This window comes from Pseudomonas sp. W3I7, from assembly GCF_030816095.1.
GTDB lineage: Bacteria > Pseudomonadota > Gammaproteobacteria > Pseudomonadales > Pseudomonadaceae > Aquipseudomonas > Aquipseudomonas salomonii.
In genome coordinates this window covers 5,316,950-5,341,866 of record NZ_JAUSXP010000001.1, presented here as the reverse complement: position 1 = coordinate 5,341,866, position 24,917 = coordinate 5,316,950, and the positions used below count along the sequence as shown (strand labels likewise).

The following is a 24,917-nucleotide window of genomic DNA, read 5'->3' as shown; positions in this document are numbered from 1 at the left end:
TCAGCTGCTTGAATCTTGCAGAATCCACCCCATCTATAGGGGTATCTGGCAGGTTTCTTCATTCAGGATGTGTATTTCTAGCTCCGGCCTGCTCAAAAGGAAGGTGACTAATGCGTATTGATCGTTTAACCAGCAAATTGCAGTTGGCACTCTCGGACTCCCAATCCCTGGCGGTCGGCCTCGACCACCCGGCGATTGAGCCTGCGCACTTGATGCAGGCGCTGCTCGAACAGCAAGGTGGTTCTATCAAGCCCTTGTTGATGCAGGTGGGCTTTGACGTCAACAGCCTGCGCAAGGAGTTGAGCAAAGAGCTCGACCAACTGCCGAAAATCCAAAACCCTACCGGCGACGTGAATATGTCGCAGGATCTGGCGCGCCTGCTCAACCAGGCCGATCGCCTGGCGCAACAGAAAGGTGACCAGTTCATCTCCAGCGAACTGGTGCTGCTCGCCGCGATGGACGACAACAGTAAGCTTGGCAAATTGTTGCTGGGCCAGGGCGTGAGCAAAAAAGCCCTGGAAAACGCCATTAATAACCTGCGTGGCGGCGAGGCGGTGAATGACCCCAACCATGAGGAGTCGCGCCAGGCCCTGGACAAATACACCGTCGACCTGACCAAGCGCGCCGAAGAAGGCAAGCTGGACCCGGTGATTGGCCGTGACGACGAAATTCGTCGCACCATCCAGGTGTTGCAACGTCGCACCAAGAACAACCCGGTATTGATCGGTGAGCCTGGCGTGGGTAAGACCGCGATTGCCGAAGGCCTGGCCCAGCGCATCATCAATGGTGAAGTGCCGGACGGCCTTAAAGGCAAGCGCCTGCTGTCCCTGGACATGGGGTCGCTGATCGCCGGTGCCAAGTTCCGTGGCGAGTTCGAAGAGCGCCTGAAGTCCCTGCTTAATGAACTGTCGAAGCAGGAAGGGCAGATCATTCTGTTTATCGACGAGCTGCACACCATGGTCGGCGCCGGCAAAGGCGAAGGCTCGATGGATGCCGGCAACATGCTCAAGCCGGCGTTGGCGCGCGGTGAGCTGCATTGCGTGGGTGCGACCACGCTCAACGAATACCGCCAGTACATTGAAAAGGATGCGGCCCTTGAGCGGCGCTTCCAGAAAGTACTGGTGGAAGAACCCAGCGAAGAAGACACCATCGCCATCCTGCGTGGCCTCAAAGAGCGGTATGAGGTGCACCACAAGGTGGCGATCACTGACGGCGCGATCATTGCGGCGGCCAAACTGAGCCATCGCTATATCACCGATCGTCAGTTGCCGGACAAGGCCATCGACCTGATCGACGAAGCGGCCAGCCGCATTCGCATGGAGATCGACTCCAAGCCGGAAGTGCTCGATCGTCTGGATCGGCGTCTGATTCAACTGAAAGTTGAATCCCAGGCGCTTAAGAAAGAAGAGGACGACGCAGCGAAGAAACGCCTGGAAAAACTTCAGGAAGAAATCCTGCGCCTGGAGCGCGAGTATGCGGACCTCGAAGAAATCTGGACCTCGGAAAAAGCCGAAGTGCAGGGTTCTGCGCAGATCCAGCAAAAGATCGAGCAGTCCCGCCAGGAGCTGGAAGCGGCACGTCGTAAAGGCGACCTGAACCGCATGGCCGAGTTGCAGTACGGGGTGATCCCGGACCTGGAGCGCAGCCTGCAAATGGTCGACCAGCACGGCAAGCCCGAGAACCAGCTGCTGCGCAGCAAGGTGACCGAGGAGGAAATTGCCGAAGTCGTGTCCAAGTGGACCGGCATTCCCGTGTCGAAAATGCTTGAAGGCGAGCGCGACAAGCTGCTGAAGATGGAAAGCCTGCTGCACCAGCGTGTGATTGGCCAGGAAGAGGCCGTGGTGGCAGTCTCCAACGCGGTACGGCGTTCGCGGGCGGGTTTGTCCGACCCTAATCGCCCGAGCGGTTCGTTCATGTTCCTCGGCCCAACCGGCGTAGGTAAAACCGAGCTGTGCAAGGCGTTGGCCGAGTTCCTCTTTGATACTGAAGAGGCCATGGTGCGCATCGATATGTCCGAATTCATGGAGAAACATTCGGTGGCGCGCTTGATCGGTGCTCCACCAGGCTATGTGGGCTATGAAGAAGGCGGTTACCTGACCGAAGCCGTGCGGCGCAAGCCTTACTCGGTGATCCTGCTGGATGAGGTCGAGAAGGCCCACCCGGACGTGTTCAACATCTTGCTGCAGGTGCTGGAAGATGGCCGGTTGACGGACAGCCACGGGCGTACGGTGGACTTCCGCAATACGGTGATCGTGATGACCTCCAACCTCGGCTCGGCGCAGATCCAGGAGCTGGTCGGTGATCGTGAGGCCCAGCGCGCGGCGGTGATGGACGCGCTGACCTCGCACTTCCGCCCGGAATTCATCAACCGGGTCGATGAGGTGGTGATCTTCGAGCCTCTGGCGCGGGATCAGATCGCGGGTATTACCGAGATCCAGTTGGGCCGCCTGCGTGGCCGCCTGGCCGAGCGCGAGCTTGACCTGGAGCTGAGCAGCGATGCGTTGGACAAGCTGATCGCGGTGGGCTACGACCCGGTGTATGGCGCACGGCCTCTGAAACGTGCGATTCAGCGCTGGATCGAGAACCCGCTGGCGCAGTTGATCCTGTCGGGCAGCTTCATGCCGGGGACCAGCGTGGCGGCCACGGTGGAAAACGACGAAATCGTCTTCCACTAAGCCCGGCCGGCAGCGCGATAAGAGGAGGCCCCGCATTGCGGGGCCTTTTTTTTCGATAGGGCGTTGAACTGTAAGGCAAAGGCTTGTAAAGTGCGCCCCGCAGCAACGTCAGCCCACGGGTTTCTTCTCCCCAAGAAGAAATCAGAAACAAGCGCAAATCATTGTCTTAAAAGCAATTTAAAGGGTTGACAGGGGTTTTTAAGATTGTAGAATAGCGCGCCTCAGAGACGTGAACGTAGCGATACGGACAAGCCGAAGAGAAGGTTGTAAAGCAGTAGAAGTTGTAAATTTGAAATATGTAGTTCCGTGATAGCTCAGTCGGTAGAGCAAATGACTGTTAATCATTGGGTCCCAGGTTCGAGTCCTGGTCACGGAGCCAATTTCAAAACCGGGGTATAGCGCAGTCCGGTAGCGCGCCTGCTTTGGGAGCAGGATGTCAGGAGTTCGAATCCCCTTACCCCGACCATTTTTGGGTCGTTAGCTCAGTTGGTAGAGCAGTTGGCTTTTAACCAATTGGTCGTAGGTTCGAATCCCACACGACCCACCATTTTTGAGACCAGTTAACGCTGGAATCGAATCTTAAGATCAGAGGCCAAAAGCACTGATCGAAGAAGGCGACTGAAAGGTCGCCTTTTTTTTACCGGGGTATAGCGCAGTCCGGTAGCGCGCCTGCTTTGGGAGCAGGATGTCAGGAGTTCGAATCCCCTTACCCCGACCATATTAAAAATCCTCGTATCGAAAGATACGGGGATTTTTTTTGTGCGCGAAAATCCTTGGCTCACCACAAGACAAATGTGGGAGCGGGCTTGCTCGCGAAGGCGGTGTGTCAGTCAATACATCTAATACTGAACCACCGCATTCGCGAGCAAGCCCGCTCCCACACTTACAAGGTCCCACTCAGGACCGAGTTGTTAATGCAATTTAAGCCGCGGCTCAGTCCCACGCCCAATCTTGCTGCCCAGCATCAGCATCGCCGTGCGAAAGAACCCGTACAGCGCCATCTGGTGCATGCGGTACAGCGACACATAGAACATCCGCGCCAGCCAGCCTTCGAGCATCACGCTGCCCGTCAGGTTGCCCATCAAGTTACCCACTGCCGAAAAACGCGACAGCGAAATCAGCGAACCGTAGTCGGTGTACTTGTAGCTCGGCAGGTCCTTGCCTTCGATCCGCAGTTTCAGCGACTTGGCCAACAGTGAAGCCTGCTGGTGAGCGGCCTGGGCGCGTGGCGGCACATTGCGGTCGGTGCCCGGTTGTGGGCAGGCGGCGCAGTCGCCAAAGGCGAAGATATTTTCGTCGCGAGTGGTTTGCAGGGTGGGCAGCACCTGCAATTGATTGATGCGGTTGGTTTCCAGCCCGTCAATGTCCTTGAGGAAGGCCGGTGCGCGGATACCCGCAGCCCACACCTTCAGGCTCGCTGGAATGACTTGGCCACTGCTGGTGATCAAGGCATCCGCCGTCACTTCGCTGACCGCCGAGTTGGTGAGTACCGTCACCCCAAGCTTCTCCAGGGTTTTGTGCACAGGCCCGCCGATCCGCTCCGGCAGCGCGGGCAGTACCCGTGGGCCGGCTTCGATCAGGGTGATATGCATGTTTTCCGGTTTGATGCGGTCCAGGCCATAGGCGGCCAGTTCATGGGCGGCGTTATGCAGCTCGGCGGCCAGCTCGACGCCGGTCGCGCCAGCGCCGACGATGGCGACGCTGATGTTCTCTTCCACATCGGTCTGGCCTGCGTGGGCGCGCAGATAGTGGTTGAGTAATTGTTGATGGAAGCGCTCGGCCTGTTTGCGGGTGTCGAGGAACAGGCAGTGCTGCGCCGCGCCCTCGGTGCCGAAGTCGTTGGTGGTGCTGCCAACCGCGATCACCAGGCTGTCATAACTCAGTACGCGTGCGGGCACCAGCTCACGGCCTTCTTCATCGAGGGTGGCGGCCAGTTGGATTTTTTTCTGTTCGCGGTCAAGCCCGCTCATGCGCCCCAGTTGGAACTCGAAGTGGTTCCATTTGGCCTGGGCGACATAATTGAGCTCGTCTTCCGAAGAATTCAGTGAGCCGGCGGCCACTTCGTGCAGCAGCGGTTTCCAGATATGGGTGAGGTTGGCGTCCACCAGCGTGATGTTGGCGGTGCCGCGCTTGCCCAGAGTCTTACCCAGGCGGGTAGCCAACTCCAGGCCGCCGGCGCCGCCGCCGACGATAATAATACGATGGGTCATGGGGATATCTCGCAAGGCTAAAAGAAATCGGAGCAGTTACCCTCGCGAGCGCCACGCAGCTCATAGCGTCAGGTAACTCAAAAGGCGGCTCAGCAGACCGAGCCCGATCACCACCAGCAGCACCACACCCAGGAGCAGCCACGGCCGGAAAGGCTTGCGCTCGACTCGGTTTTGGGAGAGTTGCAGGTACTCTTCGACATGCTGTTGGTCATCGGGGTTCAGGCGGCTGGTCATAAAGGCCTCGTCAGGTAGACGTTGCAAAAGGGCGCCACGTTACAGTCAGGAGATTGGCGGGCTTGCCACAAGCGTAGCCGGTGCCCGCGTCACAGGCTGATGCCCACGTCGAATACTATGCTGCGCCCCAGGTTGTTGCGCAAGAAGTCGGGTGCGTCCGGGTGGGCAAACAGCACGCGCGCAAAGGTTGGGCCTACCAGCGACAGCGAGCGCCAGCCTTGGCGCAGGTATTCGGTAGGCGGTGGGAAATGGCTGTTGAGGTCCAGCACTTCGCGTTTGAGGCTGGTGAAGGCGATCAGGTCCAGCTCGCCCAGGTCCATGCCGCGTTCTTTGTAGTTATGCGCTTTTTTGCGCAACGTCGGCGCCAGGCGCAACAAAAACTCGTGCGCGGGGATACGCCGTGGCTTGGCTTCACGCCGCACCAACTGGCTCAAGGAAAACGCACTGCGCCGGCGCAGCAACTCATCGCGCCATTCGTCGTTCAGGCGCCTACCTTCATCCAGCACGAAAAACACTTCGAAACTGGCGTCGCGAAACAACACGTCCGGCGGCTCTTGCCCGGCGGGGTGAAATTCTTCGGCACGGTAGGGCACGTTGAGGCCTTGCAGCAGGCGCTGGCAGACCCAACGCTCACGCTCCCATTTGCGGGCATTGGACAAGAACGCGTTGGCTTGTTCGGCCGCTACGGTGAGCAGGCGCAAATAATCTGAGTCATCCATATTGGCAGCTTAGCGTCCAATTGATGACCACAGGAAGTCTTGCTTTGAAACGCCGGTGTAGACTGGCCACTCAACAGCGACTCCATGGACGAGGTGTGTGGTGAGGTTTTTTGCAAAGGCATTACGCTTGTGATCAGCGCTGCAGTGTTGGCGCCGGAAACGCTCGTCATCGGCTGGCTGTTGTACGCGCCATTGGTCATGTGGGCGACCCTGCGCGCACCGTGGGTCGAGTTGTTTGCCGACCGGCGGCGCCAGCATCTGCTGTTCGGCACTGTGTTTGCGCTGTTTATGCTCTGGCTGGTACGGCGGGATTTCGACACGGGCGTGTCTTACCACTTTATCGGCATGACCGCCGTGACGCTGCTGCTGGATTGGCCCCTGGCAATCGTCGGCGGGTTGGCCGCGCAATTGGCCTTGGTGCTGCTGGGGCGCCAGGATCTTGCAGCCGTCGGGGTCAATGGCCTGCTGCTGATCAGCTTGCCGGTGCTGGTCACCGAGACCTGCGCGCTGCTGGTTGAGCGGGCGCAACCGCGAAACCCTTTTGTGTATATCTTCTGCTCCGGTTTTTTCGCCGCGGCGCTGTCAGCACTGCTGTGCCTGCTGGCGGCGTTGGGGCTGCTGTGGTTTGACGGCCGTTTTGCCATGCCGGAGTGGCTGGAGGACTTCGTCGGTTACCTGTGGCTGATCATCTTCCCCGAGGCGTTTATCAACGGCATGGTCATTAGTGCCCTGGTGGTGTTCTGCCCGGAATGGCTGGAGACCTTCAACCGCACGCGCTACCTGTCGGCGCCGTGGAAGGACGACGATTCGCGGCGTTGACCCAGATCAAATCCCAGGCGGCCGCGCAGGCCCATGCTCTGCGAAATTTTACTGAGCAGGGCGGGGCACGGACTATGAGTGTGTACGAATGGGCGCGGCAAGAGTTGCGCAGAAGCCAGGACGCGGCACAGGAAATCGGCTTTGACCCAGGCCTCACGCTGCGCGCCATGCTCAGTGCGGTGGTGCAGCAGAGCAAGGGTGTGCGCAGTTTTGAAGACCTGGCCGACGAGTTGCAATACCTTGCAGAGAACCTCGACGACCAGCAGGAGTACGCCTTTATGCGGCCTTAGTGACGCGGCGGCAGGTCTTCAGAGAACAGCTCGTCCTCGGCATCCGGGCTCACCGGAATCTTGTGTTCTTCCGCGGCCCAGGCGCCGAGGTCGATGAGTTTGCAACGGTCCGAGCAGAACGGCCGGTTGAGGTTTTCTGTTTTCCATTCCACGGGTGCGCCGCAGGTTGGGCAGTCGACGGTCAAGGGTTGGCTCATGATCGGCCTCCACGCAAAGTAAGGTAAAAGTGGTGCAGTCGCTCGACCTCGCTGTGCAGCCAGGCGAGGTCCTTGTCGTTGACCAGCACGTCATCGGCATGGTTCAGGCGGTCTTCGCGGCTGGACTGGGCCTTGAGGATTGCCTGCACCTGCTGTTCGCTGATGCCGTCGCGCTGCAGGGTACGCTGAATCTGCAGTGATTGCGGCACATCGATCACCAGGATGCGCTGGGTCATGCTGTACTGGCCGGACTCGATCAGCAGCGGCGAGACCAGGATCGCGTAAGGCGATTGCGCACGCGCCAGATGGCTGCGAATTTCTTCGCCGATCAACGGATGCAGCAGGGCTTCCAGCCAGCGGCGTTCTTCGGGGACTTCAAAGATCAGCTTGCGCAGGGCGGCGCGGTCCAACTGGCCATCCGGCTGCAACACGCCCGCACCAAAATGCTCGGCAATGCGTGCGAGTGCCGGCCGGCCAGGTTCGACCACCCAGCGTGCGGCATGGTCGGCATCGACCAGGTCAATGCCTAGGTCGATAAAGTGCTGGGCGGCCGCGCTTTTACCGCTGCCGATGCCGCCGGTGAGGCCTAGAATCCAGGGTGTTGCGACACAAGTGGTCATCTGAAACCGACAGACTGCAAATAGAAGTCGGTTATTTGACCACCCCAGAGCAATGCAATCCAGCCGGCAATTGCCAGGCACGGGCCAAATGGCATCGGCACCGATGCCTGGGACTTACGCAAACGCATCAGGATAAGGCCCGCGAACACGCCCAGCAGCGACGCTATCAACAGCGTCATCGGCAGGATCTGCCAACCACCCCAGGCACCGAGCAAGGCCAGTAGCTTGAAGTCGCCATAACCCATGCCGTCCTTGCCGGTGATCACTTTGAACACCCAGAACACCGTCCACAGGCTTATGTAGCCTATGACAGCGCCCCACAGCGCATCGGGCAGCGTCGCGAACAAGCCGCCGCTGTTGAGGACCAGCCCCAGCCACAGCAGTGGCAACACCAGCACATCCGGCAGCAGTTGATGGTCGACGTCGATCAGGCTCATGGCCAGCAACCCCCAACTCAGCAGCATCACGGCGCCTGCTTGCCAGCCGAAGCCAAAATGCCAGGCGACTATGGCCGAGAGCAGCGCACAGGCCAGTTCGGTGAAGGGGTAGCGGGCGCTGATCGATTCGCTGCAGCGGGCGCAGCGGCCTTTGAGCATCAGGTAGCTGAGTACCGGGATATTTTCCCAGGGGCGAATCGGCTGGCTGCAATGCGCACAGCACGAGTTGGGATGCATCAGGTTGTAGGCCGGGCCGACAGGGTCGGCTGGCAGACCGAGTATTTCCTGGGCCTGGGCGCGCCATTCGCGCACGAGCATCTTCGGCAGGCGCCACACCAGCACGTTGAGAAAGCTGCCGACGATCAGGCCGAGCACCCACGCCATCCCGACAAAGGCCCAGGGGTGTTCACTCAGCAGCAGGCTCAAAACGCCGACCCCAACTGAAACACCGGCAGGTACATGGCAATCACCAATGCGCCGACAATGCCTCCCAGCACCACCATGATCAGCGGCTCCATCAGGCTGGTGAGGTTATCGACCAGGTTCTCCACATCGGCTTCATAGTGGTTGGCGACTTTTTCCAGCATGAGGTCCAGGGTGCCCGACTCTTCACCGATGGCCGTCATCTGGATGGCCATGCCGGGGAACAGCCCGCTGTGGGCCATGGACTGGTTCAACGGCACACCTGTGGATACATCGTGTCGCATATGTTCGATCGCCTTTCTGAACAATCCATTGCCTGCCGCGCCTGCCACGGAGTCCAGAGCCTGCACCAATGGCACGCCCGCGGCAAAGGTGGTTGAAAGTGTACGGGCGTAGCGGGCGATGGCTGAGCGCCTCAGCAGTGTGCCCGCCAGGGGCGCGCTCAATAAAGCGGCATCCAGCCCGTCACGAAACTCCGGGTAAGCCCGATAGGCATGGCGCAGCGCGGCTATTGCCATTCCCAGCCCCAAGGCAAGCATCCACCAGGCGTGCTGCAGGAAGTTGGACAGCGCAATCACCAGTAAGGTAAAGCCTGGCAGTTGGCCGTTTACCCCGGCGAAGAGGTTCTGGAACTGCGGCACCACGTGGATAAGCAAAACTGCACTGACCAGGCAGGCGACGACGATCACGGCGATAGGGTAGGTCATGGCTTTTTTGATTCGCGCCTTGAGCTGCTGGCTTTTCTCCAGGTGAATCGCCACCCGTTCGAGCAATGTTTCCAGGGCGCCTGCCTGTTCGCCTGCGGCAACCAGATTGCAATACAAATCATCAAAGTGACGCGGCTGTTTGCGCAGCGCTGCCGCCAGGCTATTACCGGCGGCAATCTCCTGTTTCAAGGCTTTTATCAGGGTGCGCATCTGCCGGTTTTCGAAGCCTTCGCAAATGATGTCGAACGCCTGCAGCAGCGCAATGCCGGCCTTTAACAGGGTCGCCAATTGGCGCGTGAACAGCGCGATATCGGCGGGTTTTATCGGCGCTGCAAAAGGTGCCAGGTGCGAAGACTTTTTGCGCACGCGGCCAGGGCAAATCCCCTGCTGGCGCAATTGCGCCTTGATCAGTGCCGGGTTATGCGCGGTGCTTTGCCCGGACACCCGGCGGCCTTTGCGGTTGGTGCCTTCCCAGGCGTACATCGTTGAAGCGTCATTCATGGCACAGGTCCGCACACAGGTCGTCGTAGATTTATAGCTTAGTCAGGTGGCGGATTCGGACCGCTCGTTGGCGCACGATAAAATGTCAGAATGTGCGTCTTACCCACAATTGGGCGCTCACGGATGAGTACACTGGCGCCGCTGCACACTGCGGGGCGCAGGACGCGCCTTGATAAGGTTTTTATTCTGGAGAGTGAATGTGATGCGTCAGAAAGGCTTTACCTTGATCGAGTTGTTGATCGTCGTGGCAATCATCGGCATTTTGGCCACCATCGGTCTGCCGATGTACACCAAGCACCAGGCCAAGGCCAAGTTCACGGCGGGGCTGGCTGAAATTGCGGCGTTGAAGGCGGGTTTTGAAGACACCCTTAACCAGGGCACCGTGCCGAAGCTGGACCTGATCGGTGGCACCAGCCCGACCGCCAATTGCACGATCACCGTAGCCGGTGATGTGGCCACGGGCGCCGGTTCCATCACCTGCGAAATCCTCGACGCGCCGGCGCCGGTGCTGGGCAAAACCATCACCTTGACGCGCAGCGCCACCCAGGGGTGGGCCTGTGCCACTACCGTCGAGGCGCAGTACGCCGCCAAGGGTTGCGGCGCCGACGGGGCGTAATGCCTGCCGGGCGGTCAGCGAGTTTGTTGCTGCCTGCCCAATGCGGTGCTAGCTTTAGCCCACCGCCCGTGTAGCTCAGTTGGTAGAGCAGCGCACTCGTAACGCGAAGGTCGCAGGTTCGACTCCTGTCTCGGGCACAAGGCAACACTGTTTCAACGGCGACACTGTTTCAAAGGCAACGTTTTCAGATGATCCCAGAATGGTTCTGAAGGCCAGACGAGGCGGCATTCGTGCCCACTCTTTTGTATCTGCGCAACCTTGATGACCCAGATGCATCCCCATTCCATGATCTAAGAGAACAACATGACCACACAAGAAATGACCCAGGAACAGCGGCACGAAGCAGCCCTCAAAAAATACGTCGCGGAATCCCCGGAACTGCTCGACGAGATCAAGGACCTGAGCGCCGATGATCAAAAGGACCAGATCCAGTGGGCATTCGAGGATGAGGCCGATGCCCAGGGCCTGCAGCCATGGGAGCTGAGCCTCAAGTACACCTCGACGCCGCAAGAGTTCGAAGCGGCGCGCCTGGCCTTGCACAAGGAGGCCGCCGAGGTACTGGGCGTTGACTGGAACGAGTATTGCGGGATGAATAATCTCGCGATCTGAGCGCGAAATTGAAGGAGCGAGCAACCTCGCTCCTTTTCTTCGGATGTTGCTTGCTCAGATGCTCAGGCGCATCGACAAATCCACCGCCTTCACATCCTTGGTCATTGCACCGATGGAAATGTAATCCACCCCGGTCTGCGCGATTGGCAGCAAGGTGGTTTCATTGATCCCGCCGCTGGCTTCCAGCTTGGCTTTGCCGGCATTCAGGCGCACGGCCTCACGCATGTCATCCAGGCTCAATTCGTCGAGCATGATGATATCGGCGCCCGCCGCCAGTGCTTCACGCAGCTCCTCCAGGCTTTCCACTTCGATTTCCACCGGCTTGCCCGGCGCGATCTTGTGGGCGGCGGTGATCGCCTCGGCAATCCCACCACAGGCGGCGATATGGTTTTCCTTGATCAGGAACGCGTCATACAACCCGATGCGATGGTTGTGGCAACCGCCGCAAGTCACGGCGTACTTCTGCGCCAGGCGCAGGCCCGGCAGGGTTTTTCGGGTGTCCAGCAACTTGACCTGAGTGCTGGCGACAAAGTCCGCCAAGTACTGCGCGCGCGTGGCGACGCCTGACAACATCTGCAGAAAATTCAGCGCACACCTTTCGCCGCTCAGCAGTGAGCGTGCCGGGCCTTCCAGGTGGAACAGCACTTGATTGGGGCTGACACGCTCGCCGTCGGCCACCTGCCAATGCACCGCAACCCGTGGGTCGAGCTGGCGGAACACCGCGTCCACCCAGGCAGTGCCGGCGATAACGGCCGCATCGCGGGTAATGATGGTGGCCTTGGCCAGCCGTTCGGCCGGGATCAGTTGCGCAGTGATGTCGCCGCTGCCGATGTCTTCCAGCAGTGCGCGGCGCACGTTGGCTTCGATTTCGGCGGTGAGGTCGGCAAGACGGAGATTCGGCATAACAGGCTCCACAAACAAAGTGCCTCGATTATAGGGGCAGCGCGCCGCCGAACCCATACTCGCCACTCATTTACAGCGCATCGGCAGAGTTCACTGGCGCAACAGCCCCCATTTGCAAGATAATCTCGCGCCTTGCGATTGGCGTCATAGCTTTGACGTCCTGGAGATAACCGGTGTTTACCGCCCGATGGGGCCTGTAGCCGATTTTTCCCCAACTCAACACCGCCGTTTCAGGAGGCCAGGATGCACATTGACGGAAAGGTGGTGCCCATCAATCGGGCACAGGCCACGCCATCGCCGCTCGCGCGCCTGCCGGTGGTGTTGCTGCAGGTTCGCGACAAGGCTGCGCAGCAGTTGCAGCAAGGTTTGCAGGAGCTGTTCGATAACGCTGACGACACCTTGTTTGAAATGGCCGACAAGGCTCGCAGCAACGTTGACCACCATATTTTCTTTGAAGCCATGCGTGACCTGCGCCTCAAGCGCAAGAATTTCGAGCGCGTGTTCATGGAGCAATTGTTCGCCGCATTTATCGACCTGGGCCAGGCCGAGCGCGGTGAGTTTCACCTGGTACCGGTGGTGTCCTATGAGGCGGCGCCGGGTACGTCCAGTGATGCGCTGGAAAAAGCCGTCGCGCTGGAGGCCATGCTCGGCCGGGTGCGCCATCGCGATGGCCTGGCGCTGGGGCAATTGACCGCGCGCCTGGGTGCGTTGCTCGGCACCCCCCTGGATGAGCGCGATAACCCGCTGGGCCCGGCACTGCTGTGCGAGTTCTTCCTGCGTGCGGGGCGCAGCCTGGGGGTGGAGATTCGCGTCAAGCTGATCATGCTCAAGCTGTTCGAAAAGTATGTGCTCAGTGACGCCGATCAACTGTACGCCGAGGCCAACCAACTGTTGGTCGCCACTGGCGTCTTGCCGCAGCTCAAGGCCGTGCCGTCGCGCCGCCCCGGTGGGTGTGCGGCGCGTGAACAGCAGCCTGAAGGCACCCTCCCGATTGTCGACCAGCCCATGGATGAAAACGGCCAGCAAGCCTTCGCCGCGTTGCAGACGTTGCTCGCTGCCGTGCGTGGCAGCGTCGCGCCCACCCTGGAAGCCAGCGCCGAACCCCAGCCCATCGCCACCCGCGATTTGCTGCGCCTGCTCTCCCACCTGCAGCAATATGTGCCGGAGCCCGAGGCCGAAGACGACTTCGACCTGCGTAACCAGCTTGAGCAGTTGTTGACCCGCGTGAGCGTCAAGAGCGGCAAATCCCGTGTGGTGGAAGACGCCGATGAGGATGTGATCAACCTGGTCGCGCTGTTGTTCGAGTTCATCCTCACGGATCACTGCGTGCCTGACGTATTCAAGGCCTTGATCGCACGTTTGCAGATTCCGCTGTTGAAAGTGGCGGTGCTGGACAAGAGTTTTTTCAGCCGCCCCAGCCACCCGGCGCGACGCTTGCTCAATGAAATCGCCGGCGCGGCCATGACATGGAGCCCGCGCGATGACTATCAGCGTGACAACCTGTACCTGCGCACCGAGCAGGTGGTGCAGCGGCTGTTGAATGAGTTCGTCGAAGACCTGGGGATTTTTCCTCAGGTGCTGGCGCAGTTCAGCGCCTTTACCGCCGACGAGCGCCAGCGCAGCGAATTGCTCGAACAGCATACCTGTGAGGCTGAAGAAGGTCGGGTGCGCACAGACGCGGCGCGTCAGCGGGTGGCCGAGGTGCTCAATCGACGACTGGTGGGCCGGGTGTTGCCCCAGGCCGTGGTGCAGTTTGTTCAGCAGGCCTGGAGCCAGGTGTTGTTGCTGGCCAGCCTCAAGCAGGGCGAGCAGTCAGTGCAATGGCAGGCGGCCGTGCGCACCCTGGACGAATTGATCTGGAGCGTCAGCCTGAAAAAAGACACCGAGGCCGGCCGGCACTTGCTCGAGCAACTGCCCGGCCTGCTCAAAGCCTTACGTGATGGGTTGACCAGTGCAGCGTTCGACCCCTTCAGCACCCGCGAATTTTTTGTACGTTTGCAGGCCATGCACCTGCAGTCATTCGAAGGCGAGTGCCTGGACACACTGATCGAAGTGCGTGAACCGTTCTCGCTCAGTAGCGACGTGCGTGACCTCACCCCGAGCCTGCCCAGTGATGACCCGGCGTTGCTCAAGGTCCAGCAGTTGCGCATTGGTAACTGGTTTGAGTTCCAGCAAGACGATGGCAGCCGGCTGCGTTGCAAGCTGAAGGCCATTATGGCGCCGACCAATCGCTATATTTTTGTCAGCCGCACGGGGCTCAAAGTCCTCGATAAAAGTGCCGGCCAATTGGCCATGGCCCTCAAGCAGGGCGCGCTGCGCAACCTTGACGAGGGGCTGCTGTTCGACCGCGCGCTGGCTTCGGTGATTGGCACGCTGCGCCAACTCAATCGCGGCAAGTGATCGCAACCGCAGGGCCGAACGCGGCATACTGGTAACACCTCGACTTATTCAAGGAACCCGTATGCAGTTGGACCCCACCAGCGGTTGGTGTAAGGGCATCCGTCATTGCCCGTCGCCTAACTTCAACGAGCGCCCCGCCGGCGAGATCTCACTGTTGGTGGTGCATAACATCAGCCTGCCACCAGGGCAGTTTGCCACTGGCAAGGTGCATGAGTTTTTCCAGAATCGCCTGGATGCTACGGAACATCCTTACTTTGAAGGTATTGTCGACCTACGTGTGTCTGCGCATTTTCTGATTGAACGTGACGGTGCGGTGACACAATTTGTGTCGTGCCTTGACCGTGCCTGGCATGCTGGTATTTCCAGCTTCGAGGGGCGTGAAGTGTGCAATGACTTCTCCCTCGGGATCGAACTGGAAGGCACGGACGAACTGCCGTTTACCGATGCGCAATATGTGTCGCTGATCGACCTGGCACGAAAGCTGTTGGCGGCCTACCCAGGCATTACCCCGCAGCGTATTTGTGGTCACAGTGATATCGCACCGGGACGCAAGACCGATCCGGGCCCGGCTTTTGATTGGACGCGCTTTCGCAGCGCCCTGCAGGATGGAGGACACGCACGATGAGTTTCCTGGTATTGGTGCTGGCAGTGTGGATCGAGAAGTTCTCGGCCCTGCGTCGGCGGTTGCAACGTGATGGCGGATGGCTGCGCGAACTGGCCAAGCTGGAAACGAGCCCGCGCATGGGCAAGCAGCCTTGGCTGATCCTGGTACTGCTGGTGTTGTTGCCGGTGGCCTTGCTGGGGTTGTTGCTGTTGGTACTGGAGCCCGTGGCGTATGGTCTGTTGGCGTTGCCGGTGCATTTGCTGGTGGTGATCTACAGCCTGGGGCGCGGCGATCTGCTGGGCGAGCTTGGGCCGTTTCGCGACGCCTGGCGGCGCGGTGACCTGCAGGCTGCCGAGCACGTGGCCGAGCGCGACCTGAAGGTGGCCGCCGACAGTGGCGAGCAACTGCTGGAGCGGGTTCAAGGCCATTTGCTGTGGCAGGCCTACCAAAGCTTTTTTGCGGTGATTTTCTGGTATTTCCTGCTCGGCCCGGTCGCGGCCCTGGCTTATCGCTTGTTGGCATTGGCCAGCGAGAACAGCCAGAACCCGTTGGTCGCCGAGCGCGCGGGGCAATTGCGTCACGCATTTGATTGGCTGCCGGTGCGTCTGCTGGCGGCGAGCTTTGCCCTGGTGGGTAATTTTGTCGCGGTCAGCCGGGTGATGCTGCATGAGTTGTTGAGCTGGGACATCAGCGCCGCGCAACTGATGGAAAAAGTCGGCCTAGTGGCGGCTGAAATTCCACCACCGGTGGTGGGGGCCGATGGCATCAACAGTTTGGATCGGCTGTGGGAGCTGCTGCTGCGGGCCGCCGTGCTGTGGTATGCCGGTTTTGCGATCTGGACGGTGTTGCCTTAGCTCCTCGCAACAGGAAGGCTGCATGTGGTCAAAATGTGGGAGCTGGCTTGCCTGCGATGGCGGCTTGTGGGTGTACATATCCATTGCTGCGGTAACGGCTGCTTAGGGTTCCGCCCTTACGGCGGGTCACTTTTGTAAAGACACAAAAGTAACCAAAAGGTCTTCGCCCCAACACTCGGTGCCTCGCTGTGGCTCGGCATGCCCGTAATCCGCCAGTGATTTGGGGGGCCGCCGCGATGGGCCATCCTTGGCCCAGCGCGGCTAAACCGGCATCCCTGCCGGTTTACCCCCCAAATCCCTGTCAGATTCCGGCCATCGTGTTTGACGGGGCGATTTCAGATCAAGATCAAGATCAAAAGCGTAGATCAAAAGACCGCTGACTTCGTCATCGAAAAGGATGTAAGGGCTAGAGCAACAGCAACAGCAACAGCAACAGCAGACCGCATCGTTCAGACTCTACTCGGTCAAATGTGGGAGCTGGCTTGCCTGCGATAGCATCACCTCGGCATGACTGAAAAGCCGCGGTGCCTGCATCGCGGGCAAGCCCGGCTCTCACACAAGTCTGTGGTGAATTTCCAAGCCATTAACCTTACGTTACAAAACTCCCTTTCAAATTGAGCTATACAGTCAGAGCGCCTAATAGTGGCTATCTGCCGCCGCCCTGCGCCTCAATAAAAATAAGAAAGGGAGCTCACCCGTGAAGCGCTTGCTCTATCCCGCTGTCGCCCTGATGAACCGCCTGAGTTTCGGCATGAAATTCAGCCTGATCAGCGTGCTGTTCCTGCTGCCGATGCTGGCGACCAACTATTTTCTGGTGCGCGACTCCTGGTCGCAATTCCAGGGCACCCGTATCGAACTGCAAAGCCTCGATTTGCTCGGCAGCAGCCTGGCGTTGCGGCGTGACCTGGAAACCCTGAACAATCAGGTGCAGATCAACGCGGTGCTGGGGCAATCAGGTAAGGCCGGCGATCTTGAAGGCCAGATCAGTGCCCTGGAGCAGGGCGTGCTGAGCCGTCTGCAAAGCCTCAACGCCATGACCGCCGACCCCGAACAAGCCAGCGCCTTCGAGGGCAAACGCGACGAGTTAATCGCCGCCTTCAAGGCCCAGCAGCAGGAAACCTCGCTGCTGAGCAAAAGCGCGCTGATCGGCAAATTACTCAACAAGGCGCAGATGCTCAGCCAGATCATTGCCAGCCAATCCGGGTTGAGCCGCGACCCCCAGAGTGATTTGCGCCAGCTCAGTGAGCTGCTCACCAGCGTCACCGCGCAAGTCACCCAAACCCTCGGCGAGGGGCGGGCCATGGGCGCGTACTCCCTGGGCCAGGGTTTTCTCAATTCATCCTCCAGCACGCGCTTTGACGAACTGTTGCAACAGTTGGAAAAACTCCAGGCTGAATACGCCTTGAAGCTGCAGGATGCCCTGGGCGCCAGTACCGCCGCGCACACGGCGCTCGACAGCTTGGCCCAGGCCAGCAGTGCCAGCCTCAAGCAAGGCAGCGAGTTGTTTGAAGAGCAGGTTGTCATGGCGCAAACCCTCGATGCGCCGTGGCAAGGTTTCTACGACGATGTCAGCCGACTGATGGCTCAGACCTACCAGCTCAATGACGCCACCCTGACGTTCCTTGAGCAGCAACTGCAGCAGCGCCTGGCGCAAAACCGCACGCACATGGTGGTGCTGGTGTGCGCCCTGGTGGCGGTGTTCCTGCTGATCTTCTATTTGTATGCAGGCTTCTATGCCTCCACGCGTACCACCTTGCGCCGCCTGGGCGCGATGATGGACACAGTGGCGGCCGGCGACATGACCGTCACGTTTGAGGCCCACAGTCGCGATGAACTGGGCGACCTGGGCCAAGTGTTCAACGGCACTGTGGCCAAGATCCACGACTTGATCGAACGCGTGGGGCACACCGTCAGCCAGGTCGAGCTGCAAGCCGGCCAGGTGCAGGCCGTGTCTTCGCAAAGCAGTCAGGCAGTTTCCGGCCAGCGCAGCCAGATTGAACAGGTGGCGACGGCGATGAACCAGATGTCTTCCACCGCCCAGGAAGTGGCACGCAGCGCGGCGGCGGCAGTCAACAGCGCCCAAAGCGTCAACGACGAAACCGTCACCGGCCGTGGGCTGGTGCAATCCCAGCAAGGCAGCATTGCACGCCTGGCCTCGGAGATTGATGAATCGGTGCGGGTGATCAACCAGTTGGCCACCGACAGCCAGTCCATCAGCAGCGTGTTGGAGGTGATCAAAAGCATCGCCGAACAAACCAACCTGCTGGCGCTCAATGCGGCGATCGAGGCGGCGCGTGCCGGTGAGCAAGGGCGTGGTTTTGCGGTGGTGGCCGATGAGGTGCGCACCCTGGCCCGACGCACCCAGCATTCCACTGAAGAAATCGAACAGATGATCAGCCGTTTGCACAGCGGTGTCGGCGCGGCGGTGAAGACCATGGGCACCAGCCATACCATGGCAAACGGCACCGTGGCTCAGTCGGAAAAGGTCCAGCAGGCCCTGGAAAATATCCTTGGCGCCGTGGGCATGATCGTCGACCAGAACCAGCAGATTGCCGCTGCCGTCGAGCAGCAAACCGCCGTCGCGCACGATATCGATCAGAACATCGTCGAAATCAATCGAGCCGGCGAACATGCGGCCCAGGGCGCGCAGCAGACCGAGGCCGCCAGCCGGCAGCTGTCATTGCAGGTTATTGAGCTGAAGCACTTGATCGGGGCGTTTCGCGTGTAAGACCTGCGCGTAGGAATAGACTCGATAGTTTGTGGTGCCTGTCCTGATTTTTCGCTGTGCCTGTTTTGAGGCTGTGGTTGGGTGAGAATTTGTTTCACCCACTCAGGGGTCTCGGGAGGCAACGCGATGACGGCGGTTATCGGCATCAAAGGGCACTGCGCCCATTGCGACATCACCTTCGAACTCAAGCCCTGGCAATTGAACGCCATTGCCATCCGTGAGCCGTTCGATTGCCCGTATTGTCAGTGGGTCCTGGAATTGAATTGCCCCAGGCAACTGCGCCAGTTCAGATCCCTCGACCACTGGGCCATGGTGCACCCAAGCTTGATGGTATTGACCAGCGTGGTGCTGATCGTGGCGATGGTGGCCGAGTGGCTGGGCCTGATCAGCATGGTCGGGCAGCTCAACGTTTCATTGCTGGTGGTGCTGATCCACTTTCTGATGTTGCGCTACGTGCGCCACCGGCAGCGGCTGACCTTGGAACTGCAGGCGGTCAATGGGCTACCAGTTGAAGAGCTCGTACGCGTTGCGTGTGCTCGTTTCGGCCAGCACTGAAGGGCTGATGCCCATGCGTTCGGCCAAGGCCTTGCAGATGTCCGGTAAGTGTTGCGGGCTGTTGCGCTGGCCGGGGTACATGGCCGGGGCCATGTCTGGCGCATCGGTTTCCAGCACCAGCGCCTCAAGCGGCAGCTGGGTCAGCACCTTGTGCATGCGCAGCGCCTGGGGCCAGGTGGCCGCGCCGCCCAGGCCCAGTTTGAAACCGAGTTTGATGTACTCGCGGGCCTCCTCAACGCTGCCGGCAAACGCATGAATGATGCCGCCCCGTGGCAGGCGGATGCGTTTGAGGGTGGCAATCACTGCCGCGTGGCTGCGGCGTACGTGCAGCAGGGCCGGGAGCTGGAAGTCCACGGCCAGTTTCAGCTGCGCTTCAAACAGGCTTTGCTGGCGTTCGCGGTCCAGCTGTTGGAGGAAGTAATCCAGGCCGATCTCACCGACGGCGCACAGTTGCCGATGGCCGTGCAGGCGGGTCAGCCAATCACCCAACTCGATCAGGTCGGCGGGGCGATGCTCATCCAGATACACCGGGTGCAGGCCGAAGGCGGCGAATAAACTTTCATCGTCCTGGACCAGATTCCACAGCCGTTGCCAGTTCTGCTGATACACACCCAGCACGACCATGCGTTGCACGCCGAGTTGGCGGCTGTTAGCGAGGACTTCCCGGCGATCCATGTCGAAATCCGGGAAGTCCAGGTGGGTGTGGGTGTCGATCAGCTCCACGCTCAAGCCTCGTGAATGCGCTGCTTGAAGGTCCGGCCGATAGCATGCACGCCGGGCTCGTACTGTTCTTCTTCGATGGCCGCCAGGGCCAGGCGCAGGGCGGTGTCGGCGATCAGTTGATGTTGCTGGGCCATGGCGTTGACCGGCAAGGGCAGGAAGTCGAGCAGTTGGGTGTCGCCGAATGTGCCCAGGCGCAACGGCCGGGATTTGAGCGGGAAGTCATGCAACGCATCGAACACACCTTGCAGCAGCACGTAGGACGTAGTCACCAGCGCGTCAGGCAAATGCCCCAGGCGTTGCAGGAGTTCTTCCATCAACTGGCGGCCACAGTCACGGCTGAAGGCTTCACCTTGTTCGATCAGCACCTCGCCCTTGAAGTCGCGCAAGGCTTCACGGAAACCCGCGGCGCGTTCCTGACTGATGCTCAGTTCCGGGTGCGCACCGATCAGGGCGATCTGCTTGGGCAGCGGCTGCAACAGGCTGCTGGTGAGTTGCTGGCAGGCCTGGCGGTCGTCGCTGACCACCGAGCAGAAGTGCCCGGGTTCCATCACCCGGTCGATGGCGATCACCGGCAGGCCCTTGGCTTGCAGCTCCCGGTAGCTGTCATCGCTGGCCGGCAAGCAACTGGCCACGAACAGCGCATCGCAGCGCCGCGCGCGGAACAGTTGCAGCAGTTGGCGTTCGCTGTCGGCTTCATCATCGGAGCTGGCGATCAGCAGTTGGTAGCCGCGCGCCCGCGCGCCTTGTTCCAGCAGTTTGGCAATGCGTGCGTAACTGGGGTTTTCCAGGTCGGGCAAGATAAAGCCCAAGGTGCGCGTGTGCCGACTGCGCAGCCCGGCGGCCTGAGGGTTGGGCGTAAAGCCATGGGCTTCGACCACGGCACGCACCCGCTCGACGGTGGCGTTGCTGATGCGTTGCTGTTCGGCTTTGCCGTTGATGACATAGCTGGCGGTGGTAACGGACACACCGGCCAGACGTGCAATATCACTGAGTTTCAAACCGGGATTTCCTTGTTTTTTAGAGCTTGCCCCGACATTTTGTCCAATCGTAACCGATTCCTGCACACGACTATTGTCTGAGCTCAAGGGCCGAGTGGTCCTTCAAGCTTGCATAATTAGCGCATAATCTGCCATAAATTCTAGATTAAACGTTTCAGCAAGCGTATTTTTACGATGTTCGCCGCTGAGTGGCTACTGCCAATTGACCACTCAGTCAGCTATTTTTGAACGCGCCTGCGCTGATTTATTCAAAACAATACCTAGTGCCCACAGTGCACTAACTAGGAGAACGGCATGCTTGAGCTCACTGTAGAGCAGATTTCCATGGGCCAGGTGGCTGTGGATAAATCTGCTGCCTTGCACCTGCTCGCGGACAAACTGGTGGCCGACGGCCTGGTCGCCGAGGGTTATCTGAGCGGCTTGCAAGCCCGTGAAGCCCAAGGCTCGACCTTTCTCGGCCAGGGTATCGCCATCCCCCACGGTACGCCGGAAACCCGCGACCAAGTGTTTTCCACGGGCGTGCGCCTGCTGCAATTCCCCGAAGGGGTGGATTGGGGCGACGGCCAGATCGTCTACCTGGCGATTGGCATCGCGGCCAAATCCGATGAACACCTGCGCCTGCTGCAACTGCTCACCCGCGCCCTCGGTGAAACCGACCTGGGTCAGGCGTTGCGCCGTGCCGGCTCGGCCGAAGCCTTGCTGAAGCTGCTGCAAGGCGCACCGCAGGAACTGGCGCTGGACGCGCAGATGATCAGCCTGGGCGTGTCGGCCGACGATTTTGAAGAGCTGGTCTGGCGCGGCGCACGCCTGTTGCGTCAGGCCGACTGTGTGAGTAATGGTTTCGCCGCCGTCTTGCAGCAAGTCGATGCGCTGCCGTTGGGCGATGGCCTGTGGTGGCTGCACAGTGAGCAGACGGTGAAACGCCCCGGCCTTGCGTTCGTGACGCCGGACAAACCGATGCGTTACCTCGGCCAACCCCTCAATGGCCTGTTCTGCCTGGCCAGCCTTGGGGAAGCCCATCAAACATTGCTCGAACGCCTGTGCGCCTTGTTGATTGAAGGGCGCGGCCAGGAATTGGGCCGTGCCACCAGCAGCCGTGCAGTGCTTGAAGTGCTTGGCGGCGAGTTGCCACCGGACTGGCCGAGTGCGCGCATCACCCTGGCCAATGCCCATGGTTTGCATGCACGGCCGGCGAAGATTCTTGCGCAGTTGGCGAAAAATTTTGATGGCGATATCCGCGTGCGCATCGTCGACGGCCCGGTGGGTGCGGTGTCGGTAAAAAGCCTGAGCAAGTTGCTGAGCCTCGGCGCCCGTCGCGGCCAGGTGCTGGAGTTTGTCGCCGAACCTGCGATTGCCGGCGATGCATTGCCCGCGCTGTTGGCAGCGGTGGAGCAAGGGCTTGGCGAAGAAGTCGAGCCGCTGCCGACCGTCAGTGCACAGCCAGCGCCTCTTGATATTGAACCCGCGATCAGCGCGCCCGTGTCCGGCAGCCAGGTCCAGGCTATCGCCGCCGCGCCTGGCATTGCCATTGGCCCGGCGCATATCCAGACCCAACAGGTTTTCAATTACCCGCTGCGTGGCGAGTCTGCAGCCATTGAGCGCCAGCGCCTGCACGCTGCGCTCACCGATGTGCGCGCTGATATCCAGGGCTTGATCGAGCGCAGCCAATCCAAGGCGATCCGCGAGATTTTCATCACCCACCAGGAAATGCTCGACGACCCGGAGCTGACCGACGAAGTCGACACGCGCCTCAAGCAAGGCGAGAGCGCGCAAGCGGCGTGGATGAGCGTGATCGAAGCCGCCGCCAAGCAGCAAGAGTCATTGCAGGATGCCTTGCTCGCCGAGCGCGCCGCCGACCTGCGTGATATTGGCCGCCGGGTGCTGGCGCAATTGTGCGGCCTTGAAACCGCCCAGGAGCCGAGCGAACCTTACATCCTGGTGATGGATGAAGTCGGCCCCTCTGACGTTGCGCGCCTGGACCCCACCCGCGTCGCCGGCATCCTCACCGCCCGTGGCGGCGCCACCGCCCACAGTGCGATTGTTGCGCGTGCCTTGGGCATCCCCGCGTTGGTAGGCGCCGGCGCGGCGGTGTTGTTGCTGGCCGCTGGCACACAGCTATTGCTCGACGGCCAGCGCGGTCGATTGCATGTCGACCCCGACGCAGCCACGCTGCAACGCGCCACGGTTGAGCGCGATACCCGCGAACAGCGTCTGCAAGCGGCCTCGGCCCAGCGTCACGAACCGGCCATGACCCGCGACGGCCATGCGGTGGAAGTGTTCGCCAATATCGGTGAAAGCGCCGGCGTTGCGGCGGCGGTGGAGCAGGGCGCCGAAGGCATCGGGCTGTTGCGCACCGAACTGATTTTCATGGCCCACCCGCAAGCACCGGATGAGGCCACCCAGGAAGCCGAATACCGCCGTGTGCTCGACGGCCTTGGCGGTCGCCCGCTGGTGGTGCGCACCCTGGATGTGGGCGGCGACAAACCGCTGCCGTATTGGCCGATTGCCGAAGAAGAAAACCCCTTCCTCGGTGTGCGCGGCATTCGCCTGACCTTGCAGCGCCCGCAGATCATGGAGGCGCAATTGCGTGCGCTGTTGCGCTCGGCGGACAACCGCCCGCTGCGCATCATGTTTCCCATGGTCGGCAGCGTCGATGAATGGCGTGCCGCCCGCGATATGACCGAGCGCCTGCGCCTGGAAATCCCGGTGGCCGACCTGCAACTGGGCATCATGATCGAAGTACCGTCCGCCGCCTTGCTCGCGCCGGTACTCGCCAAGGAAGTCGACTTTTTCAGCGTCGGCACCAACGACCTCACCCAGTACACCCTGGCCATCGACCGTGGCCACCCAACCCTGTCGGCCCAGGCCGATGGCCTGCACCCGGCCGTGTTGCAACTGATCGACATCACCGTGCGCGCCGCCCATGCCCATGGCAAATGGGTGGGGGTGTGCGGCGAACTGGCGGCGGACCCGCTGGCGGTGCCGGTGCTGGTCGGCCTGGGTGTGGATGAGTTGAGTGTGTCGGCCCGCAGCATTCCCGAAGTGAAGGCGCGGGTGCGTGAATTCAGTCTGAGCGAGGCCCAGGGCCTGGCGCAAAAAGCGCTCGTGGTGGGCTCGCCCGCCGAAGTACGAGCCCTAGTGGAGGCCGTGTAAATGGCGAAGATTCTGACCCTGACGCTGAACCCGGCGTTGGACCTTACCGTACGTCTGGCACACCTGGAACCGGGTGCCGTCAACCGCAGCGAAACCCTGCTGACCCATGCTGCCGGCAAGGGCGTGAATGTCGCCCAGGTGCTGGCGGACCTCGGGCATGACGTGAGCGTGGGCGGTTTTCTCGGCGCGTCAAACCCTGAGGCTTTCGAGGCACTGATCGCCAGCCGCGGGTTCGGCGACGCGTTCATCCGCGTGCCGGGCGAAACCCGTAGCAACATCAAGATTGCCGAGCAGGATGGTCGGGTCACCGACATCAATGCGCCGGGGCCGTTGGTGAGTGAGCAGGCGCAAAAACAACTGCTCAAAATGGTCGCGATCATCGGTCCTGAATTCGATGCGGTGGTGGTCGCCGGCAGTTTGCCGCGTGGCGTCAGCGCACAGTGGTTTCAGGAACTGATACACGAATTGAAAGACCTTGGTTTGAAAGTCGCCCTCGATACCAGCGGCGAAGCCTTGCGCGCAGGCATCAAGGCCGGCCCGTGGTTGATCAAACCCAACACCGAAGAACTCGCCGAAGCCCTCGATTGCGCCACCGACGCCATCGCACAACAGGCCCAGGCCGCCGAGCGTTTGCACGCTCAAGGCGTGGAGCATGTGGTGGTCTCCCACGGCGCCGACGGTGTGAACTGGTTCAGCCCAGGCACCGCGCTGCAGGCCACACCGCCCAAGGTCAGCGTCGCCAGCACCGTGGGTGCAGGCGATTCGTTGCTGGCCGGGATGCTGCACGGTTTGCTCAGCTGTGATCTGCCGGAAGTCACCTTGCGCCGGGCCACGGCGATTGCCGCCATGGCGGTCACCCAGATCGGTTTTGGCATCAGCGATGACGCGCAGTTGGCGCGCCTCGAAAGCGGCGTCCGTGTGCGCACGCTGACAGAACAATAA

General features: G+C 60.7%; 22 protein-coding genes, 5 tRNA genes and 1 pseudogene. 18 read left to right on the top strand and 10 right to left on the bottom strand.

From position 1 onward, the window contains the following. The first annotated feature begins 110 nt into the window (after positions 1 to 110). The 5 genes from clpB to QF043_RS24660 all read left to right on the top strand — a co-directional run bounded on the left by clpB (position 111) and on the right by QF043_RS24660 (position 3,393). Positions 111 to 2,675 carry an ATP-dependent chaperone ClpB gene (gene clpB, locus QF043_RS24680; protein WP_307420501.1) on the top strand — a complete coding sequence of 855 codons (2,565 nt, stop codon included), beginning with the start codon at positions 111 to 113 and terminating at the stop codon, positions 2,673 to 2,675. 303 nt (positions 2,676 to 2,978) lie between these two features. Next, positions 2,979 to 3,054 (top strand) — tRNA-Asn (locus QF043_RS24675). A 10-nt stretch (positions 3,055 to 3,064) separates the two neighbouring features. Next, positions 3,065 to 3,141, top strand: a tRNA-Pro gene (locus tag QF043_RS24670). Positions 3,142 to 3,146: 5 nt separating this feature from the next. Further along, a tRNA-Lys gene (locus tag QF043_RS24665) sits at positions 3,147 to 3,222 on the top strand. 94 nt (positions 3,223 to 3,316) lie between these two features. After that, positions 3,317 to 3,393, top strand: a tRNA-Pro gene (locus tag QF043_RS24660). A 193-nt stretch (positions 3,394 to 3,586) separates the two neighbouring features. On the opposite strand, the gene QF043_RS24655 is transcribed toward QF043_RS24660, so the two are convergent. From QF043_RS24655 to QF043_RS24645, 3 genes are all read right to left on the bottom strand, one after another. Then, positions 3,587 to 4,885, bottom strand: a complete 1,299-nt coding sequence (locus QF043_RS24655) for an NAD(P)/FAD-dependent oxidoreductase (protein WP_307420500.1) — start codon at positions 4,883 to 4,885, stop codon at positions 3,587 to 3,589. A gap of 60 nt (positions 4,886 to 4,945) precedes the next feature. Next, positions 4,946 to 5,119: a DUF3094 family protein gene (locus tag QF043_RS24650; RefSeq protein WP_017134503.1), complete on the bottom strand. Its 174-nt coding sequence runs from the start codon at positions 5,117 to 5,119 to the stop codon at positions 4,946 to 4,948. Between the two features lie 89 nt (positions 5,120 to 5,208). Continuing rightward, entirely contained in the window at positions 5,209 to 5,838 is a 630-nt protein-coding gene (locus QF043_RS24645; RefSeq protein WP_053254334.1) for a DUF1780 domain-containing protein, read from the bottom strand. Positions 5,839 to 5,967: 129 nt separating this feature from the next. Here QF043_RS24645 and QF043_RS24640 point away from each other — a divergent pair, with 129 nt between their 5' ends. Next, the gene (locus QF043_RS24640) at positions 5,968 to 6,657 is read left to right on the top strand and encodes an energy-coupling factor ABC transporter permease (RefSeq protein WP_307420499.1); all 690 of its coding nucleotides are present in this window, start codon (positions 5,968 to 5,970) and stop codon (positions 6,655 to 6,657) included. A gap of 74 nt (positions 6,658 to 6,731) precedes the next feature. Continuing rightward, complete coding sequence (locus QF043_RS24635; protein ID WP_003171680.1) at positions 6,732 to 6,947, top strand: hypothetical protein; 216 nt, start codon at positions 6,732 to 6,734, stop codon at positions 6,945 to 6,947. Here QF043_RS24635 and yacG read toward each other — a convergent pair. Genes yacG through QF043_RS24615 form a run of 4 tightly spaced genes read right to left on the bottom strand, consistent with a single transcriptional unit; the run spans position 6,944 to position 9,832 of the window. Then, positions 6,944 to 7,144 carry a DNA gyrase inhibitor YacG gene (gene yacG / locus QF043_RS24630; protein WP_307420498.1) on the bottom strand — a complete coding sequence of 67 codons (201 nt, stop codon included), beginning with the start codon at positions 7,142 to 7,144 and terminating at the stop codon, positions 6,944 to 6,946. The two genes, QF043_RS24635 and yacG, sit on opposite strands and share 4 nt — an antisense overlap. After that, on the bottom strand, positions 7,141 to 7,764 hold the full coding sequence (gene coaE / locus QF043_RS24625; RefSeq protein ID WP_200432636.1) for a dephospho-CoA kinase: 624 nt from the start codon (positions 7,762 to 7,764) through the stop codon (positions 7,141 to 7,143). Before coaE ends, yacG begins: the two co-directional genes overlap by 4 nt. Next, positions 7,761 to 8,627, bottom strand: coding sequence for an A24 family peptidase (locus QF043_RS24620; protein WP_307420497.1), 867 nt, complete (start codon positions 8,625 to 8,627; stop codon positions 7,761 to 7,763). The genes coaE and QF043_RS24620 overlap by 4 nt, the downstream gene beginning before the upstream one ends. Then, positions 8,624 to 9,832 carry a type II secretion system F family protein gene (locus tag QF043_RS24615; RefSeq protein ID WP_307420496.1) on the bottom strand — a complete coding sequence of 403 codons (1,209 nt, stop codon included), beginning with the start codon at positions 9,830 to 9,832 and terminating at the stop codon, positions 8,624 to 8,626. The genes QF043_RS24620 and QF043_RS24615 overlap by 4 nt, the downstream gene beginning before the upstream one ends. Positions 9,833 to 10,034: 202 nt before the next feature. On the opposite strand from QF043_RS24615, the gene QF043_RS24610 reads away from it, so the two are divergent. The 3 genes from QF043_RS24610 (at position 10,035) to QF043_RS24600 (ending at position 11,057) form a co-directional block, all read left to right on the top strand. After that, a complete protein-coding gene (locus QF043_RS24610) occupies positions 10,035 to 10,448 on the top strand; it encodes a pilin (RefSeq protein ID WP_307421509.1) in 414 nt (137 codons plus the stop codon). Positions 10,449 to 10,512: 64 nt separating this feature from the next. Further along, positions 10,513 to 10,585, top strand: a tRNA-Thr gene (locus QF043_RS24605). Between the two features lie 166 nt (positions 10,586 to 10,751). Then, positions 10,752 to 11,057, top strand: coding sequence for a DUF6388 family protein (locus tag QF043_RS24600; protein ID WP_307420495.1), 306 nt, complete (start codon positions 10,752 to 10,754; stop codon positions 11,055 to 11,057). Between the two features lie 54 nt (positions 11,058 to 11,111). Here QF043_RS24600 and nadC read toward each other — a convergent pair whose 3' ends face one another. Next, positions 11,112 to 11,960 (bottom strand): carboxylating nicotinate-nucleotide diphosphorylase, encoded by an 849-nt coding sequence (gene nadC / locus QF043_RS24595; RefSeq protein ID WP_026013482.1) that lies wholly within the window; start codon positions 11,958 to 11,960, stop codon positions 11,112 to 11,114. Positions 11,961 to 12,203: 243 nt separating this feature from the next. Between nadC and QF043_RS24590 the strand changes: the two genes are divergently transcribed. From QF043_RS24590 to QF043_RS24570, 6 genes and pseudogenes are all read left to right on the top strand, one after another. Next, complete coding sequence (locus QF043_RS24590; RefSeq protein ID WP_307420494.1) at positions 12,204 to 14,360, top strand: DUF1631 domain-containing protein; 2,157 nt, start codon at positions 12,204 to 12,206, stop codon at positions 14,358 to 14,360. Between the two features lie 61 nt (positions 14,361 to 14,421). Next, positions 14,422 to 14,985 (top strand): 1,6-anhydro-N-acetylmuramyl-L-alanine amidase AmpD, encoded by a 564-nt coding sequence (gene ampD / locus QF043_RS24585; RefSeq protein WP_307420493.1) that lies wholly within the window; start codon positions 14,422 to 14,424, stop codon positions 14,983 to 14,985. Then, the gene (gene ampE, locus QF043_RS24580) at positions 14,982 to 15,818 is read left to right on the top strand and encodes a regulatory signaling modulator protein AmpE (protein WP_065911640.1); all 837 of its coding nucleotides are present in this window, start codon (positions 14,982 to 14,984) and stop codon (positions 15,816 to 15,818) included. Before ampD ends, ampE begins: the two co-directional genes overlap by 4 nt. A gap of 730 nt (positions 15,819 to 16,548) precedes the next feature. Further along, positions 16,549 to 17,688 (top strand): annotated as a pseudogene (locus QF043_RS30890) (HAMP domain-containing protein); the annotation flags it as partial. Between the two features lie 144 nt (positions 17,689 to 17,832). After that, the gene (locus tag QF043_RS30885; RefSeq protein WP_373460789.1) at positions 17,833 to 18,546 is read left to right on the top strand and encodes a methyl-accepting chemotaxis protein; all 714 of its coding nucleotides are present in this window, start codon (positions 17,833 to 17,835) and stop codon (positions 18,544 to 18,546) included. 126 nt (positions 18,547 to 18,672) lie between these two features. Next, the gene (locus QF043_RS24570) at positions 18,673 to 19,101 is read left to right on the top strand and encodes a hypothetical protein (protein WP_307420490.1); all 429 of its coding nucleotides are present in this window, start codon (positions 18,673 to 18,675) and stop codon (positions 19,099 to 19,101) included. Here the strand turns inward: QF043_RS24570 and QF043_RS24565 are convergent. Then, positions 19,048 to 19,824 (bottom strand): TatD family hydrolase, encoded by a 777-nt coding sequence (locus QF043_RS24565; protein ID WP_307420489.1) that lies wholly within the window; start codon positions 19,822 to 19,824, stop codon positions 19,048 to 19,050. The genes QF043_RS24570 and QF043_RS24565 overlap by 54 nt on opposite strands. Before the next feature lie 2 nt (positions 19,825 to 19,826). Then, on the bottom strand, positions 19,827 to 20,822 hold the full coding sequence (gene cra / locus QF043_RS24560) for a catabolite repressor/activator (RefSeq protein WP_058419286.1): 996 nt from the start codon (positions 20,820 to 20,822) through the stop codon (positions 19,827 to 19,829). Positions 20,823 to 21,116: 294 nt separating this feature from the next. Here cra and ptsP point away from each other — a divergent pair, with 294 nt between their 5' ends. Both ptsP and pfkB read left to right on the top strand, forming a co-directional pair. Next, on the top strand, positions 21,117 to 23,975 hold the full coding sequence (gene ptsP / locus QF043_RS24555; protein ID WP_307420488.1) for a phosphoenolpyruvate--protein phosphotransferase: 2,859 nt from the start codon (positions 21,117 to 21,119) through the stop codon (positions 23,973 to 23,975). Beyond that, positions 23,976 to 24,917, top strand: coding sequence for a 1-phosphofructokinase (gene pfkB, locus QF043_RS24550; protein ID WP_307420487.1), 942 nt, complete (start codon positions 23,976 to 23,978; stop codon positions 24,915 to 24,917).

What these genes read in the sequence shown, in the direction of transcription:
- clpB (WP_307420501.1), top strand. Translation starts at nt 111, where the DNA reads ATGCGTATTGATCGTTTAACCAGCAAATTGCAGTTGGCACTCTCGGAC.
- QF043_RS24655 (WP_307420500.1), bottom strand. Translation starts at nt 4,885, where the DNA reads ATGACCCATCGTATTATTATCGTCGGCGGCGGCGCCGGCGGCCTGGAG.
- QF043_RS24650 (WP_017134503.1), bottom strand. Translation starts at nt 5,119, where the DNA reads ATGACCAGCCGCCTGAACCCCGATGACCAACAGCATGTCGAAGAGTAC.
- QF043_RS24645 (WP_053254334.1), bottom strand. Translation starts at nt 5,838, where the DNA reads ATGGATGACTCAGATTATTTGCGCCTGCTCACCGTAGCGGCCGAACAA.
- QF043_RS24635 (WP_003171680.1), top strand. Translation starts at nt 6,732, where the DNA reads ATGAGTGTGTACGAATGGGCGCGGCAAGAGTTGCGCAGAAGCCAGGAC.
- yacG (WP_307420498.1), bottom strand. Translation starts at nt 7,144, where the DNA reads ATGAGCCAACCCTTGACCGTCGACTGCCCAACCTGCGGCGCACCCGTG.
- coaE (WP_200432636.1), bottom strand. Translation starts at nt 7,764, where the DNA reads ATGACCACTTGTGTCGCAACACCCTGGATTCTAGGCCTCACCGGCGGC.
- QF043_RS24615 (WP_307420496.1), bottom strand. Translation starts at nt 9,832, where the DNA reads ATGAATGACGCTTCAACGATGTACGCCTGGGAAGGCACCAACCGCAAA.
- QF043_RS24610 (WP_307421509.1), top strand. Translation starts at nt 10,035, where the DNA reads ATGCGTCAGAAAGGCTTTACCTTGATCGAGTTGTTGATCGTCGTGGCA.
- QF043_RS24600 (WP_307420495.1), top strand. Translation starts at nt 10,752, where the DNA reads ATGACCACACAAGAAATGACCCAGGAACAGCGGCACGAAGCAGCCCTC.
- nadC (WP_026013482.1), bottom strand. Translation starts at nt 11,960, where the DNA reads ATGCCGAATCTCCGTCTTGCCGACCTCACCGCCGAAATCGAAGCCAAC.
- QF043_RS24590 (WP_307420494.1), top strand. Translation starts at nt 12,204, where the DNA reads ATGCACATTGACGGAAAGGTGGTGCCCATCAATCGGGCACAGGCCACG.
- ampD (WP_307420493.1), top strand. Translation starts at nt 14,422, where the DNA reads ATGCAGTTGGACCCCACCAGCGGTTGGTGTAAGGGCATCCGTCATTGC.
- ampE (WP_065911640.1), top strand. Translation starts at nt 14,982, where the DNA reads ATGAGTTTCCTGGTATTGGTGCTGGCAGTGTGGATCGAGAAGTTCTCG.
- QF043_RS30885 (WP_373460789.1), top strand. Translation starts at nt 17,833, where the DNA reads ATGAACCAGATGTCTTCCACCGCCCAGGAAGTGGCACGCAGCGCGGCG.
- QF043_RS24570 (WP_307420490.1), top strand. Translation starts at nt 18,673, where the DNA reads ATGACGGCGGTTATCGGCATCAAAGGGCACTGCGCCCATTGCGACATC.
- ptsP (WP_307420488.1), top strand. Translation starts at nt 21,117, where the DNA reads ATGCTTGAGCTCACTGTAGAGCAGATTTCCATGGGCCAGGTGGCTGTG.
- pfkB (WP_307420487.1), top strand. Translation starts at nt 23,976, where the DNA reads ATGGCGAAGATTCTGACCCTGACGCTGAACCCGGCGTTGGACCTTACC.